This is a genomic window from Kribbella sp. NPDC051137 (assembly GCF_040682535.1).
GTDB classification, from domain to species: Bacteria; Actinomycetota; Actinomycetes; order Propionibacteriales; family Kribbellaceae; genus Kribbella; species Kribbella karoonensis.
Genome location: NZ_JBFBBI010000002.1, coordinates 651785 through 666764, shown reverse-complemented (window position 1 = coordinate 666764; position 14980 = coordinate 651785). Strand labels below are relative to the sequence as shown.

Annotated in this window: 10 protein-coding genes; 5 read left to right on the top strand and 5 right to left on the bottom strand. The window is 63.6% G+C overall.

Features of this window, described 5'->3' with window-relative positions:
* The first annotated feature begins 7 nt into the window (after positions 1 to 7).
* Both AB0M51_RS10635 and AB0M51_RS10630 read left to right on the top strand, forming a co-directional pair.
* Entirely contained in the window at positions 8 to 5299 is a 5292-nt protein-coding gene (locus AB0M51_RS10635; RefSeq protein WP_363748886.1) for a DEAD/DEAH box helicase, read from the top strand.
* A complete protein-coding gene (locus AB0M51_RS10630) occupies positions 5281 to 6387 on the top strand; it encodes a PD-(D/E)XK nuclease family protein (protein ID WP_363748883.1) in 1107 nt (368 codons plus the stop codon). Before AB0M51_RS10635 ends, AB0M51_RS10630 begins: the two co-directional genes overlap by 19 nt.
* Before the next feature lie 298 nt (positions 6388 to 6685).
* On the opposite strand, the gene AB0M51_RS10625 is transcribed toward AB0M51_RS10630, so the two are convergent.
* Both AB0M51_RS10625 and AB0M51_RS10620 read right to left on the bottom strand, forming a co-directional pair.
* Positions 6686 to 7276: a hypothetical protein gene (locus AB0M51_RS10625; RefSeq protein WP_363748881.1), complete on the bottom strand. Its 591-nt coding sequence runs from the start codon at positions 7274 to 7276 to the stop codon at positions 6686 to 6688.
* A gap of 68 nt (positions 7277 to 7344) precedes the next feature.
* Positions 7345 to 8784, bottom strand: coding sequence for a PIN-like domain-containing protein (locus tag AB0M51_RS10620; RefSeq protein ID WP_363748879.1), 1440 nt, complete (start codon positions 8782 to 8784; stop codon positions 7345 to 7347).
* A 218-nt stretch (positions 8785 to 9002) separates the two neighbouring features.
* Between AB0M51_RS10620 and AB0M51_RS10615 the strand changes: the two genes are divergently transcribed.
* Together AB0M51_RS10615 and AB0M51_RS10610 are read left to right on the top strand one after the other, a co-directional pair.
* Positions 9003 to 10022 carry a NaeI family type II restriction endonuclease gene (locus AB0M51_RS10615; RefSeq protein ID WP_363748877.1) on the top strand — a complete coding sequence of 340 codons (1020 nt, stop codon included), beginning with the start codon at positions 9003 to 9005 and terminating at the stop codon, positions 10020 to 10022.
* The gene (locus AB0M51_RS10610) at positions 10012 to 10491 is read left to right on the top strand and encodes a very short patch repair endonuclease (protein ID WP_363748875.1); all 480 of its coding nucleotides are present in this window, start codon (positions 10012 to 10014) and stop codon (positions 10489 to 10491) included. Before AB0M51_RS10615 ends, AB0M51_RS10610 begins: the two co-directional genes overlap by 11 nt.
* Here the strand turns inward: AB0M51_RS10610 and dcm are convergent.
* Positions 10484 to 11728: a DNA (cytosine-5-)-methyltransferase gene (gene dcm, locus AB0M51_RS10605; protein WP_363748873.1), complete on the bottom strand. Its 1245-nt coding sequence runs from the start codon at positions 11726 to 11728 to the stop codon at positions 10484 to 10486. The genes AB0M51_RS10610 and dcm overlap by 8 nt on opposite strands.
* Positions 11729 to 12335: 607 nt before the next feature.
* On the opposite strand from dcm, the gene AB0M51_RS10600 reads away from it, so the two are divergent.
* A complete protein-coding gene (locus AB0M51_RS10600; RefSeq protein ID WP_344188012.1) occupies positions 12336 to 13310 on the top strand; it encodes an aldo/keto reductase in 975 nt (324 codons plus the stop codon).
* Between the two features lie 57 nt (positions 13311 to 13367).
* On the opposite strand, the gene AB0M51_RS10595 is transcribed toward AB0M51_RS10600, so the two are convergent.
* Positions 13368 to 13727, bottom strand: coding sequence for a hypothetical protein (locus AB0M51_RS10595; RefSeq protein WP_344188013.1), 360 nt, complete (start codon positions 13725 to 13727; stop codon positions 13368 to 13370).
* A 140-nt stretch (positions 13728 to 13867) separates the two neighbouring features.
* Positions 13868 to 14755, bottom strand: coding sequence for a LysR family transcriptional regulator (locus AB0M51_RS10590; protein WP_344188014.1), 888 nt, complete (start codon positions 14753 to 14755; stop codon positions 13868 to 13870).
* Positions 14756 to 14980: the final 225 nt, after the last annotated feature.

Genomic DNA, 14980 nt, shown 5'->3' with positions numbered 1-14980 from the left:
GACCGACGTGGCGCCCACGAACCCGACGAAGCTCGCTCGCGACCTGCGGGACGTCTTCCTCAAGTACTTCGATACCGCCTTCTGGCTCGACGACAACGCTGTGATGGAAGAACGCAGGACGCTGCTCGAGGCGCGCGGTGCGCTGGTCGGTGATCTCATGATCGAGCCGGTGATGCCGTACGCCAACACGCATCTGCTCACGGAGGTGGCCCACCGGGCTGGAATCAACGCCGACGTTGCCGAGCTCGTGGGTGAGGCCCTCTTCCCCGGTGCAGCTAAGTCGGAGCTGCGATTGCGGGAGCACCAGGCTGACTCGATCGAGCACAGCTTCCGGCCTGAGCTGAGCGAGGGACGCAACGTCATCGTCACGTCGGGCACCGGCTCCGGCAAGACGGAGGCCTTCTTGCTCCCAGTTCTCCTGAGGGTCATGCAGGAGGCACGCGAGTGGTCTGCCCAGCCTGGGGCGGACTGGTGGTGGTCCTCCGCGTCATCCCAATGGCAGCCGATGCGCCACGGCGAGACGCGCGACTCCGCCATTCGCACCCTGATCCTCTATCCCACCAACGCACTGGTCGAGGACCAGATGACCCGACTCCGCCGTGCTGTGCGGGCCTTGCGGGAGTCGGCGCCGCGCACGCCCATCTGGTTCGGCCGTTACACGGGCAGCACAACGGGCTCCGGCCGACGCCCCCGGGGGAAGCGGGCGGCGAGCGAAGTAGCGGCGGAACTGAGGTCGCTGGAACAAGACGTTGCCGGTTTGCGGAAGGCGAACGCCAATGCGCGCGGCCAGCGTGAACAGGGCTCCCCCTGGCACCAAGAGCTCGACCTCGACCAGTTCCAGGACCCGCGCTCCGGTGAGATGCTGACGCGCTGGGACATGATTGCGGATCCACCGGACATCATGGTCACGAACTACTCGATGCTGAACTCGATCATGATGCGGCAGTTCGAGGATCCAATATTCGAGAAGACGGCGGCGTGGCTGGCGAAGCGTGCGAGCGTCTTCACACTCGTGGTCGACGAGCTTCACCTCTATCGCGGTACTCAGGGCAGCGAGGTCGCAATGATCATCCGCTCGCTCTTGCGCCGCCTGGGCATCGCACCTGACTCGCCGAAGCTCAGGATCATCGGCACGTCTGCATCGCTGAACGAGTCATCCCGCAGCATGGACTACCTGGAGCAGTTTTTCGGCATCGACCGGAGAAGCTTCACGATCTGCCCGGGACGCCCACTGCAACTGGAGGCCCCGCCCCCGGTGACGCGAGACGATGTGGAGGCTGCCCGCAGGTCTGCCGCCGATCTGTCGCGTGCGGTAGCGCTCGCCTGCCAGGACCCTGAGGAGGAGCGGCTGCGGGCGACATCGGTCACCAGCCTCGCCGACCGGCTGTTCCCGCACGAGTCTGACCAGCTGGAGCTCCTTGACAGCGTCTTCTCCCAGCTGGCGCTCGCGGAGCCGGACGAGGACCCGCTGATTCCTTTGCGCGCGCATGCCTTCGTACGGATGCCCCGCGGTGTTTGGGCCTGCAGTAACCCGAGGTGCCGTTCCGGCGGTGATTCGCCAAGCGGTATCGGCCGGCTGTTCACCGCCCCTGCGCATAACTGCTCCACTTGCGGCAGCAGGGTGCTCGAGCTCCTCTACTGCTACGAGTGCGGTGACATCAGCCTCGGTGGCTTCGTCCTCCAGCAGGAAGGATCGCAGGTCGCCCTTGCCCCCGGGCCGGTCGAGGAGAGCCAGAGCGGCAAGCAGGTCTTCCTGCGCTCGTCGACGGAGTTCGTGTGGTACCGCCCAGGTCTCGTTGACCTGGGCAAGGAATGGTCCCACGGCGGTGTCAAGCTGGCATTTTCGGCGGCGTCCTGGAATCCGGCGCTCGGCATGCTGTCGATGCCGCCGCACAGCGCGCCTACGGGAGTGGCGCTGAGCTTCTCGGGACAGAAGACTGGCGACCGAGTGCCGGCGCTGCCGACGCGGTGCCCGAGCTGTGGCTACGCTGCCGTCCAGCCAAAGGCGGGCTCGTTCACTAGCGGGCAGGTCAACTCGCCGGTGCGTGCGCACACCACAGGTCCGGCTGCGGCAACGCAGCTCTACCTGTCGCAGCTTGTGCGCTCGCTGGCCGAAGGGCGAGCTGGGCGGGCATCGATCGCCGATGCGAAGACGATCGTCTTCACCGACGGCCGAGATGACGCCGCGCGCACCGCCGCCGGAGTCGCGCGAAACCACTATCGGGACCTGGTTCGGCAGGTGTTGCGCCAAGAGGTCCAGGCTGAGCCGGATCCCACGCCTCGGCTCAGGGATCTGGACACAGCAGAGGCGACCGCCAGAGGGCTTGGCCTGGCCAAGGTGGCGCTGATGAGCCAAGACCTTGGGATGTCGCTTACCCCCGAACAACAGCAGGCACTAAGCGAAGCGCTCACCATGCTCGGCAGCGAGAATTCGGTCGCCCTGCCTCAGCTCTACGGCCGCATCCGCGACGCTTTGGTCCGGCTCGGTGCGAACCCTGGAGGCCCCAACCCCTGGAATCGGTACCTCGAGGATCAGCTCGATGGCAGGACTCCCTGGTATCGAGCCTTTGCCTCACCCGTCAGCGGCGCATGGCCCGAGCCGCCGCTGACCCAGGGTCAGCAAAAGCTCATGGAGGATCTGCGTGAGGCCGTGATGGAGGCGGTGTTCGACCGTGCCCGTCGTGACTTGGAGTCCGTCCAGATCGCACGGATGGCCATCGATGGGCTGCCGCCGGTGGCAGGCCCCCTGGACCAGGCCGAGCAGACCCAGCTCGTGGGTTCGGTGGTACGCATCCTCGGGACGCTCAGCCGGTACGAAGGTAGCCGCAGGGGAGGTGTCCAGACGACGGCCGTTATGCCTGCACCTATTGCGAGGTACGTCACCAAAGTCGCAGAACAACGTGGGCTTTCGGCCGACGCCATAACCACGCAGTTGCAGGCCCTTCTCGCCACCGACGCCGGCAGCAGAGCGGTCAGTGGCTGGCTGCTGCGCTCTTCCGCCATTGACTCGACGCTCGTGCTGCTCCCGCGAGGCGACGAGTACTGGCGGTGCGGCAACTGCAACTACGTCCACCTCCAAGCCAGTCTCGGCGTCTGTAGCAATCGGCAGTGCTTCTCGACCGGGCTCCACCCGGAGCCCGTCCGCGAGGAGGACTCCGGTGACTACTACGCATGGCTGGCGCATCGCGAACCTCGCCGTCTGTCGATTGCCGAGCTCACCGGGCAAACCAAGCCGCTGTCCGCCCAGCGTGATCGCCAGCGCTGGTTCAAGGGCGCTTTCTCCCTGAACGAGAGCGCGCTTGCCGACGAGCTTGATGCCCTGTCAGTCACGACGACGATGGAGGTTGGCGTCGACATCGGTTCCTTGCGGGCGACAATGATGGCGAACATGCCGCCTCAGCGGTTCAACTATCAGCAGCGCGTCGGACGGGCCGGCCGTTCCGGCAGCAGCTTCAGCTACGCAGTAACAGTGTGCCGGTCTCGTTCGCATGACGAGTACTACTTTCAGCGCGCCGACCGCATGACAGGCGACATCCCACCGCAACCGTTCCTGGATCTTGAGCGGCCGCGGATCATCCAACGGGTAGTCGCCGCCGAGTGTCTCCGCCGTGCATTCGCCGCACTCGCAGACCCTCCCATCTGGACTTCGGACAGCAACCACGGCACGTTCGGCCAGACGACCGAGTGGCAGAAGCGTCGAAACGAGGTCGCCGCCCAGCTGCGTGACGAGAAGCGGGTGTGGGATGTCGTGGGCCGACTGACCGCCTTCACACAGCTCTCGGAGGAAGCGCGGTCGGCCATTGTCCGTTACGTCACCAACGATTTAGTCACCAGCATCGATTCGGTGGTGCGAGCGGAGGCGGGCTCCACCGACTTCGAGCTCAGCGCGGCTCTCGCCCGACACGGCATCCTGCCGATGTTCGGGTTTCCCACCCGCGTCCGGAACCTGTGGAATTCGAGGATCACTAGCCGGGAGTGGTTGCAGACGAGGGTCGTGTCCGACCGGTCGCTCGATCAAGCTATATCCATCTTCTCGCCGGGGGCGGAGGTGGTGAAGGACGGGCTCGTGCACACCGTGGAAGGTTTCGCCGCGTACCGCGTGGAGGGCACTATCGCCAAGGCCGTCGACCCACTCGGCACAGGTCATCGCTTCGGGCGGTGCCCGAAGTGCGGCCGCGGCGAACTTGAGCCAGTTGGCACCACATGCCCAGCATGCTTCGAGACCCTCGAAATGCTCACCTTGCACGAGCCACGCGGATTCCGCACTGACTACAAAGCGAGGCCCTACACGGGCGACGGAGATACCGCGCTCCGCGGTTCCAGTCCGATCCTCACGGTGAAGTCCCAGCCCACGCGGGAGAAGCAGTTGCCCAAGGTGGACCTCCACCTCTACGAACAAAGCCGGCTTGTCACCGTGAACGATAACTTCGGCCGCGGCTTCCGGTTCACGCCCGCACAGGATGGGACGGTGATTGCCGAGCCTGGCAGCCCGGGAATGCCTGAGCTGACCGTCATCGGCGAGATCCGGGTGACCGACGCCCTCCTGATCACGCCACGGAGACTCGACATCCCAACTGCGGCCGTCGGACTGTACGACCAGCCTTCCGGCAAAGCCGCGTACACGTCATTCGTCGAGATCGTCCGGCGCGGCGCCCAAGTCCGCCTCGACATCGACGCGATCGAGCTTGCGTCAGGCATCAACCCGATTCGCGTTCCGTTGCTGGCAGCCGACGAGCCGAACGCCAAGGCGCAGGTAGCCGCAGCCGTATACCTCGCCGATACAGCCGAGAACGGTGCGGGATATGCCACGGAACTCGGTGATCCGTCGACGTTCGAGGAGATGCTTCACCGGATCTACGCCGATGTGAGAGAGCGGTGGGAAAGTCCACAGCACCGGCTGGTCTGCGATCTTTCCTGCCCGGATTGCCTCCGAGCGTATGACAACTCGCGGCGCCACTCACACTTGGACTGGCGGCTGGCACTCGACATGCTGGAGCTCGTCACCGGCAGGCCGCTGACTGTCACGAGGTCGCTATCGTCCAATCCAACCGAGTTCGAGACGGCGGCGAGTGCCCTGCACGGCGCCGCCACTGGAGCCCTGTCCGAAGTCCCGCTTGTTAGCCGCGGAGACAGGTGCGTCCTCCTCGCACACCCGCTGTGGCGTCTCGACACTGACTGGCTCACCGACCAGCAGGCACTCGCGCACGTAGCGGCACAGGAGTCCTTCCGCACCGTGGAGTGGGCGGACGTCCGTTCCTTCCGCATCAATCCGCTGTCGGTATGGCGCTACCTGAACTGACGTGGCGTCCGCCACAGCCGCCAGTGGTGGACCACGTCACTCCCAGCCTTCTGGCGACCTGGAAACAATGTCAGCTGCGTGCGGGCTTTCAGCTGGATCCAGTGACCAGCGGCCTACACAAGATGGGTCTTCGTGCTGCCGTGGGAATCGTTGCACACGCAGTTCTCGAGCGACGGTTCGTCTCACAGAACGAGTTCGAAGATGCGTGGGCCGAGGAGAGCTCACGAACGTACAAGCATTTAGAGCGGGAATGGGCACCCGCCTCGCCGCCAACTCCGCGGAACTGGCCCAGGTGGGCGCTCACAAAGCACCAGGTGGCCAGACGTGTCGTCCACGACAGAGCGGGTAACGCGATCGTTACCGCGCCGGCACGCAGAGCCGCACCCGGACAACTGGTGCGATCCCCTGCCACTGAGCAAGCCGACCGGACCCCCGGGCTTCCCTGGCGTGAGCGTTGGCTTGAGGACCACGTTATCGGCCTCGGGGGTAGGCCGGACCTTGTCGAACGCTCCGGTGGTGCACTCACCGTGGTGGATTTCAAGACAGGGCAGGGCGACATGACTGACGATCGGAGGGACCAACTGCTGATCTACGCGGCCTTAGTCCACTCGTCGCTCGGCGAGCTGCCCGCGCGTGCCGAAATCCGATGCGCCGACGGGGGTGCGCACGGTTTTGGCATCCGGAGCGAGGAGATCGACGATGTTCTGCGGCGGACGGCATCCGCGCGTGCGCTGCTGAATGAAGCGGCCGCCGGTCGCCGAGCGCTCGAGGCCACGCCGGGACCGGAGACGTGCCCCAGTTGTCCGTTCCGCCTCGCCTGTGGTCCTTTCCTCCAGTCCTACCAGCCCGACTGGGTTTGCGGTCATGTTGTAGCGGGGCGAGTGCGGGGCACCGGGCTGCTGGGCGTCCAGCGCTATCTCGATCTCGATGTCGTAGCACCGCATTGGCGGCCTCGGCAGCTTCGTCTCATCGGCCTCGCAGAGTCGGCACCGGAGCACGGCCGACTCTGGAGCGTGAGCGATTTCGAAGGCATATCAGCGACCGGCTTCGCTCGATGGAACACGCTGACGTGGAGCTGGCCTGAATGAGCAGAACCGGAGCATGCCGAGGTTAGACGGTCCGCCGCTGGGATCGACCCCCGCAAGTAACGCGATCGTCACGTATCCATTCCGCGACCTGGCCGAGGCGTTCAGCTACGACCTCGGCAAGACACGAGCCACCGCTGCACATCAGGCTGCTCCTAGCAGCCGAGCTAGCGCGTCACTATCCAGGCTGAATTCGAAGTTTGCACCACTGATCGTGCCCTCAGCATTACAACATTCCGCATCGGCACTAGCCGATCACCCCGACGCGGCTTAGCCGCACGGCAACACACCGCGAAAGGCTCTAACCAGACTGCAGGATCTCCTCCAGCTTAACCCTTGGCATCAACGGATGCTTCTTATCTCGCGCGGTATTGAAGATGATTTTCGGAATAACGGAGAAATCCAGGCTCAATGAACAGAGTTTGTAAGTGTCAATACCTGACAGCTTTTTCGTATCAATATCCAGCCCCAATTCGCGAAGTTCACGCACACGCCGCTCCGTATGTACAGAGTCGCGAGTCGGGACCCGAAGCAACTCAGCAGGAACCTCGGTATTGAATCGCTGGAGCAAGATATGAAACAACTTTTCGTGAACCTTCGAGCCATAGGGAACCGCCAGATACGCAGCCGGCACCGAATCGCCGTAGCGAGACACCATGGCCTCACTAAGCTCTTCACGCAATCTATGGAATTCTGGACTCATCCCAGGGAACTCCATGTCGAAGCGAGCCCCCATGACCTCCGCCACCACACGCTTGCTATAGACATACAAGTCCAGAAGCTCTTGCGCCGGAAGATCTCCGGCCTCCAATGAGTCCGCAAGCCCTCTGATAGCGAGCAGAGCATCTGGACGGAGATGTTCCCACTCACGCTCGGGATCCTTCCCTGCCACGAATATCTATCCTCCATCGAGAACTCAAAATTCGGCACTGAAACCCCGCGCTACATCAGCGCGGATCATTACGGCGCAGGCGGTTCGTTCGAATCAAATCCTGTCATGCGGCCATGTTGATGCGCAAGACTTAGAAATATCTTTCGATCTGCATTTGAGCAGAGTTCGAGGACCGACAAGAACCAAGGGGCAATAAACATTGTAAGATACGGAAACTCTCCCATCCTGAGCACACTTCCGGCCGGAATCCAGTCTTGCGACAGGCCGACCGCGCCCGGTCTAAGGAAGGCCTGGAGATCGAATCGCGGCTCATCGTCGCTGCATTCCCGGAGACCCAGATCTTTGGTTACCCCGATTAGCCACCACTGGAAGTACCGATCAGTGCCGCGCCGCACGGCTGCGATGGCCGCTTTACCTGCCTGTGGCACGGACAAATACGCGGAGGCAAGCAGGGCATCCGGCGGATCCAGGTCAGCTAGCACCCCGGTCGGCAGGAAGATGCCCTCGTCTGCCGACACTACTGCCCGATTGGCTTCCTCAATAGAGCTCGCAGCAATATCGGTACCAAGATAATGTTTGATATCGGCATAGAACTGCGAGGTCTCAACTATCAATATATCTCCACCAGTGCGCAGCCGAAATTCATCAAGGAGATACGGCCATGGCCGCTTTTTCTGGCCAAGACCGGCAGGCTGGTACCAATCTTCCTTCGTGTCCCCGGACACAAATATAACCCTCGACCCCCGCGGCAGCGCCTGACCGTGTTCGACGATCTCTTCCCATATCAGGAAATCTCCAGCCGCGAGAAGTTCGCTCCCTTTGCCGAGATCTGAAAATCCGGGTGGAATCTCGTTCGGATAACGGAAATTGATGGCACGCTCAACACGCCGGCGCAGGGTTGCCTCATCGACCGGGTCGCCGATTCTGTCAGAAATGAGGTCGGCTATCGTTCTCAGTAACTCGTCGGCGTCTCCCGCGAGCGTGTTCGGGTCGATGTCGTGCTCATCTCTAACCTTCTTTGCCTGCTCTATCAGCACAGTCTTCCACGGGGCGCTCGCATCCTCGAACTGCTGACGAGTGACCAGGCTCTCGGTTTCATTGAAGCCATTCGGATCGGAATATCTGACAATCAACGACTGCACCCGATTCACAGCCGCATCTATTTGCTTCCAAGCGGCATCGAAGGACCGGCTGATCTCGCCAGGCGCTTTTGAAAGTTCTTCGTTTCGCCGCTTGATCACCCCTGCTCGGCCCCGCACGAACTCCAAACCGACCTGGTGCGGCAGCCACAGTCTCGCCGAGATGGACCCGAGCGCAGCAAGGAGGTCGCCGCGCGTAGCCGGAGTATATTGATAGAGGCTTAGAAGGACGTTGGCATCAGGAACGATTATCGCGTCGGCATAATAGGACCGCCTGACCTCCTCGTTCGAAGTCGCGCCACGATCGATCCATGCAGCAAACTGGCGCAAGAGCGGCGCCGCTCCATCAGTCTCATTCGCATCGTGCATTCTCACACCCATACCGGTAGTCGTGGGAGCAGAATATCGAATGGCGGCGGATTATGCAGTCGCGGTCATCGCTCTGTGACCACCGTCAACGCAAGTCCCGGTCACACCTTGGCCGTTCGTCCGCCGACGATCGCGCACAGCCCAGGCCCAGGGAGCTCGATGTCGAGCTTCCCGGCGCAATGGTGAGCTGGGCGTGCAGCAAGCTATCGTCGACTCCTGTGAACGACGTGTTGTTCCCTAGCGTGCCCTCGACACCATCTGAGACCGACACTGGACGTGACCTCGTGTGTGAGGCTTTCCGGGACTCGGACCCGGACGGCAGACGAGCCGCGGCAGTGATTCGCGCAACCTACGACCAGCTGTATGACGGCCAGCACACAGGACGTTTCCGATGGGATCAGCTCTTCAAAACAGAGAAGACACACTTCGGCACTCTGCTCGAGATCAACCTCCGCCGCGAGTTCGATGACGTGATCGACGACCCCGCCGATGGCCATGCTCTCGACTACTCGGTCCGCGGATTCGACGTCGACTGCAAGTTCTCTCAGAGCTTCGGTGGCTGGATGATCCCGCCTGAGTGCTTCGGGCACCTTCTTCTGGTCGCATGGGCAGACGACGCGCGCGGAACGTGGAGTCTGGGTGTCGTTCGGGCGACGGAGGCCAATAGACGTGAGAGCGTCAATCGCGATGGCAAGACCCAACTGAGTCAGAATGGTAGGCGACAGATCGCGTGGCTGCAGTTCGAGGCTGACTTGCCACCCAACGTCCTTCTTGGCTTGGACAAAGACACCCTCGCAAGGATCCTGGCACCAAAGTCTGGGCAGGGCCGAGTTACCGAGATGCTGCGCCAGGTGACGGAGCGACGAATCGGGCGGAACACTATCGCCACGCTGGCGCAGCAGGATGACTACATGGCTAGGCTTCGTGACAACGGCAACGGAGCCCGGACCATTCTTCGCCGGGAGGGCTATCTGATTCCCGGAGGTGACTACGAGGCTCACCGCAGGGTCGCGCGGCAGTTAGGTGTCGCAGTGCCAGAACCCGGCGAGGTACTCAGCGTACGTGTCACACCCGCACAGGAAAACGAGGCTTGGGCAGTGGAACTCGATGGGCGTTGGTGGCGACGGATCAAGAATGGCGAGAATCCGTCGGAGCCGGCCCCACGACTGCCCGATGTGAGGAAACCAAAGAAGGGCATTGGCACGCCGATATTGACTGGAAGCGACGATGACAGCTAAGAGTAGCGAGTCATCAGTGAAGCGGGCCGACCCACGCGATCCCCCTCTCTACGGCGATACCCCGACGGCTCCCGGCCGCTCCCGAAACATGCGGGCGATCAGGCGAACGGACACCAAGCCGGAGGTGGCGCTCAGGTCCGAGTTGCATCGCAGCGGCTACCGCTTCCGTAAGGATCTCAGCATCTATACGTCAAGCCGTCGTGTGCGACCTGACATCGTGTTCACCGCTCGCAAGGTCGTTGTATTCGTCGATGGATGCTTCTGGCATTGCTGCCCTGCGCACGGCCGCAAGCCGACGGTGAATTCCGGTTACTGGTCACCGAAGCTACAACGGAACGTTGAGAGAGACCGGCTCGCGGACGCGGCGTTGCGGAGGGACGGGTGGGAGGTCATTCGCATCTGGGAGCACGAACCACTCGAAGATGCGGTCGAGATGGTCAGAGGGGTTCTCGACGCTGCTCTTAGCTGACCTTTGAGCGCATTTGAGCTAGGTACTCATGACGGATGTGATCATCCTGACCTATAAACGCTCGGAAGTCGCCAAGCTTGAACGTCCTCTCGCCCGACACTGAAGTTTCTGGCTGCATGTTGAAGTCGCGCATGAGGTGCTTGAGCCGAAGTTCAATCTCCTCAGGTGCCAGCGAACCATCGATCTGCTCGTGAATCTCTGCAATCGTGAGTGGGGTCGTCGAACGACGTAACACGCGATAAACCTCATCATGCGCGACGGCTGCGGCCCGCGCTCGCGGCTCGCCTTCGTGGTTCAGCGCAGCGATGATTTGACGACCAATCGCCCTTGCGACCGGGGGCGGGAACGCGTTACCGACCTGGCGGTACCTGGACGTTTTACGCCCTGCGAACTGCCACGTTGTCTCGTCCCATCCCTGCAGTCGCGCGACCATCTCGACGGTGAGCTTCGGGTTGTGCCCCTTTGGCGTGCCAGCTGGTGGTGCTGCGTCGGCGACACCGAGGCCGTCGACACCCAGCTCGGCCCAGGCGCGCTTCGCGCGGGTCGGACCAAGATCGGCTCCGCCGTGCTTCTTAGATCCGCCGACGATCGTCGGGGCGATCTTGTTTGCACGGCTCGCCCAGTGCTTCGCGTGCTTCCACCCGTTGGCTGCCATCAAGTCGATGAGTTCTTCACCCACAGTTCGCTGGACCGGCGCAGCCTCTGGCCAGGTGAAATATGGGGCGTCGCTTTCACTCAGAGCAACCAGCACGAACCGGGGGCGCAACTGCACGACTCCGTAGTCGGACGCTTGCAGCAACCGCCAGTCAGCGACGTACCCCAGCTCCTTCAAGCGATCCAGTACATGTTGCCGATAGGCCGAGAACCGCGGCGCCGACAGACCCCGAACGTTTTCCAGCATGACAGCACGCGGACGAATGATGCCAGCCAGCTCGACCGCCCAAGCGAAGAGGTCACGCTCGTCGTTGGCACCAAGCTGCTTGCCAGCAATGGAGAACGGAGGACACGGAACGCCGCCAGCGAGAAGGTCCACACCGCGGAACTCGGCAGGGTTCCAGGTCGACGCGTCGGCGACGTCGCCGACGCGCACATCCCAGTCCGGCCGGTTCAGCCTGAGTGTCGCAGCCGCCATTGGGTCGAGCTCTACAGCCAGTGCATGCTCGAACCCGGCAAGTTCGAGCCCGAGAGCTTGGCCTCCGGCTCCGGCACAGATCTCCACTACTCGCAATGAACTCACGAGATAACCTCCCCCGTAGTTCGAACATTTGTTCGAGTGTAGAGATGGGCTGCGTGCCTGGTCAAATCCGATGACCCACCCGGACACGGACGCCGAGAAGCACCAGTACAGTCCAGATGCGGAGTCGCGAACTGGGCCGACTCGGCGTATCTCATACCGGCTTGTTCCGCTCTGCCAGGGGATCGAACAGACCAGAGCTTAGCGTTGACGCGCGCGCTGACGTGGGACGCCCGCCGGCAGGGCCAGCCACTACCTGTCCCGCCGACAATCGGTAAGCGTGCTATGCCTCAGAGGATCGGCTACCGGGCGGGATCAGCACTGAACTCATAGTCGTCGCCTGGTGGTTGGTGCCGAGAGGGAAGGTTGGCGATCGCGATGCCATGAACGGAGTTCATCCGGGAAGGCGTGGGCCAGGTCGACAACCTCTTGCCCAAGTGGCGATCTCGACGGGGATGATGCGGTCCTCGACGCTCGCGGGGCGTTCTCAGCGCTTGAGGAGGCCTAACGACTGAGGCGGCTCGGCGCAGCTTGACTCAGAAGCTCGGGTGATGGCTTTGTCCTGATTCTTCTATTTGAAGTGCTGCCGTCGGGGCGGGAGGGTGGGGGTATGGAATTTACTCAGCTTGGGCGGACGGGGCTTTCGGTTAGTCGGATCGTTCTGGGGACTATGAACTTCGGGCCTCTCACCGAGGTGGGGGATGCGCACGCGATCATGGAGCGGGCGCATGAGGTGGGGATCAACTTCTTCGACACGGCAAACGGGTACGGGCGGCAGATCTACCCGGGGCGGACCGAGGAGATCATCGGGGAGTGGTTCGCGAAGGATGCGAAGAACCGCGAGAAGACGGTGCTCGCGACCAAGGTGTACGGCGACATGGGGCAGGACTGGCCGAACACGAGCCGGCTGTCCGCGCTGAACATCCGGCGGGCGCTCGACGCGTCGTTGAAGCGGTTGCAGACGGACTACGTGGACCTGTACCAGTTCCACCACGTCGACCGGAACACTCCGTGGGAGGAGATCTGGCAGGCGATGGAGGTCGCCGTACAGCAAGGGAAGGTGCTGTACGCCGGGTCCAGCAACTTCGCGGGATGGCACATCGCGCAGGCGCAGGAGGCGGCTGCGAAGCGGAACTTCAACGGGCTGGTCAGCGAGCAGTCGCTGTACAACCTGATCCAGCGTGACGTGGAGCGTGAACTGCTGCCGGCGGCGCAGGCGTACGGGCTGGGCGTGATCCCGTGGTCGCCGCTGCACGGTGGTCTGCTGGGTGGCGTGATCCGCAAGGAGAACGAAGGGGTACGGCGGCTCGAGGGGCGCTCGAAGGAGACCCTGGAGAAGCTGCGACCGCAGATCGAGCAGTACGAGGCGTTCGCGGACGAGCTCGGGCACGAGCCGGGTGAGCTGGCGCTGGCGTGGCTGCTGCACCAGCCGGCTGTGACCGGTCCGATCGTCGGTCCGCGGACGATGGAGCAGCTGGAGTCCGCCGTACGCGCGGTCGACATCAAGCTCGACGAGAAGTCCTTGACCCGGCTCGACGAGATCTTCCCGGGCTACAAGACCGCCCCGGAGGACTACGCCTGGTAGTGCGGCCGGCCGTCGTACACAGTGAATTTGTGTACGACGGCCGCTGGTCAGCTCAGGTCATTCGTCTGCGTCGCAGAACCGGTCTACGTCGAGCGTCGGGCACACAGCGAGCGCCTCGTCGACGGAGATCGGCCGAGAGAAGACGTCCGGACCGACTCCGGTCCGGACCGCCACGCTGAGAAGCCTGTAGGCGGCCGTGCCCACGAACGGAACACGTCCCAGTCCCCGGCCGCAGCACGGGTGGCCCAGCGCGCTGAGCGTCGACTCCGTACCTGCGCCGACCACCCACCTCCAGGTCGGGACCGCCTCCACAACAAGCGCGAAACCACGCGCCGAGTGCGAGACCGAGACGCGATTCACCACGCCGCACCGGCGATCGAGCCAGGCCGCGGCGCGACCGCTCGCGATGGTAGCCATCGTTGCACCTCCCCAGTCCCCCGCCGCGCGCCCAGCCGATTGCTGGACGAGGTCACGCGCCGGGGCGGACTAGCTCGGTGAGCTGTGTTGTCACGGCTCCAAGTATCGCCCGACTGGGGCGTGCGGTCGATGCGGTCGCTTCAGCTGTGAACAGCCGTGGTGGGGAGCATGCCGATCAGGGCGTCGGCGGCCAGGGAGGCGGCGGGGCCGGTGGGGACGGCTACTGAGACCTGCCAGTCGGAGGCGGTGCCGGGGGCCAGTCGTACGGTGACGTGGTCGCCGTGTTTGGCGGCGATGCGTTCGGGGACCAGGGCGACGCCTAGGTCGTGGGCGACGAGGGCTAGCAGGGTGTGTACGTCGTTCACCTCGATCGTCACCGGGTGGGCGACGCCAGCGGTCGCGAACGCGCGGTCGGAGATCGAACGCGCGCCCCAGGTCGGGTCGAAGTCGACGAACGACTCCCCCGCCAGGTCGTCGAGTGTCACGCCGGACGCCTTCGCGAGGCGGTGGTCGGGGGCGCAGACCAGGACCATGGACTCGCGGGACAGCGGCCGCAGATCGAGCCCGTCGACCGGGTCGCCGGCGGTCGCGACGAACGCGACGTCGAGGCGCCCGGAGGCGAGTTCGTCGAGCATCGGGGTGGAGCCCGCCTGACGCACCTCGATCTCGACCCCCGGGTACGCCGACCGGAACTTGGCGAGCAACGCCGGTACGTCGACCACGCCGAGGCATTGCTCCAGTCCGACCGTGAGGTGACCGCGCATCAGCCCCTGCACCGCGGCGACCGCATCCTTCGCCGCCTCGGCCGCGGCGAGTGCGCGACGCCCCTCGCAGAGCAGCGCGCGTCCGGCCTCTGTGAGCTCGACGCTGCGGGTGTTCCGCACGAACAGGGAGGCCCGCAACTCCCGCTCCAGCGCCCGGATCGAGGCGGACAGCCCCGACTGCGAGATCGACATCGCCTCAGCAGCCCGCGTGAAGTGCTTCTGCTCGGCCACCGCCACGAAGTGCTCCAAGTGCCTCAGCTCCATGACTAAGAACTGTAGTCGATCGAACCAGACCGATTCTGCGGCCCCGCATGTTGGCACGGGATATCCACAGGCTCAAAGTGGCCGGTTCGCGGCTGGGTCGATCCGAATACTTTCCCTCGCATGGAAGCCGAACTGGCGGATGAGCTCCGCAAATCAGAACCCGACAGCGATCCCGATCGATCCGGAGAACCGGCGAACGACGGCCGGCAGCGCCCGCGGAACAAC